Genomic DNA, 575 nt, shown 5'->3' with positions numbered 1-575 from the left:
GTAAGCGCGTCATAAACCCCACATTCTAATCAATATCGGTACGTCCTAAGATCAAATCTCCAACCTCAAGGAGATCTGAAATGGCAAAACGGCGCACCAACAAAGAATGGCAAACCCTGTTTGAAAAATACCAATCCAGCCATCTATCCCAGCGCGTCTTCTGTGAGCGTAACGAGCTAAGTCTGTCTACCTTTTATGCCAAACGCCAGCAGTTACAAACAACAGAGTCAGCCAATATCAGTGGCTTTGTTAAAGCAGAAGTCGTTGAAAAAACGACTCGCTACCAAGTGGCTCAAGCACCCGTCGCCAACATGACGCTATCCATTAATGATGTTGAACTCAGCATTCCCCAGGGAACACCTGTGGCCTACTTAGCCGAGTTAATCGGAGTGCTGTCATGAAGAGAATGCTTAGTGCACCCAATATTTACTTGTATCGAGAGTTCGTGGACTTTAGAAAATCCATCAATGGATTAGCAGCGATTATCGAGTCCGAAACCGATTTGCCGCTAGGTACAGGTGCGCTATTCCTGTTTACCAATAAACAACGCGACAAAGTCAAAGTGTTGTACTGGG

Annotated in this window: 2 protein-coding genes; both read left to right on the top strand. The window is 45.6% G+C overall.

What is annotated here, in order from left to right; all coding sequences use genetic code 11:
* Window positions 1-80: 80 nt before the first annotated feature.
* Window positions 81-401 carry an IS66 family insertion sequence element accessory protein TnpA gene (gene tnpA, locus PL85_RS18315; RefSeq protein ID WP_115339072.1) on the top strand — a complete coding sequence of 107 codons (321 nt, stop codon included), beginning with the start codon at window positions 81-83 and terminating at the stop codon, window positions 399-401.
* A partial coding sequence (gene tnpB, locus PL85_RS19120) for an IS66 family insertion sequence element accessory protein TnpB (protein ID WP_194557410.1) occupies window positions 398-575 on the top strand: 178 nt, incomplete at its 3' end. The genes tnpA and tnpB, both read left to right, overlap by 4 nt.

The organism is Vibrio anguillarum (genome assembly GCF_001989995.2).
GTDB lineage: Bacteria > Pseudomonadota > Gammaproteobacteria > Enterobacterales > Vibrionaceae > Vibrio > Vibrio anguillarum.
Note: the sequence above shows the minus strand (reverse complement) of the source record. Positions and strands in the feature narration are given on the sequence as shown.

What these genes read in the sequence shown, in the direction of transcription:
- tnpA (WP_115339072.1), top strand. Translation starts at nt 81, where the DNA reads ATGGCAAAACGGCGCACCAACAAAGAATGGCAAACCCTGTTTGAAAAA.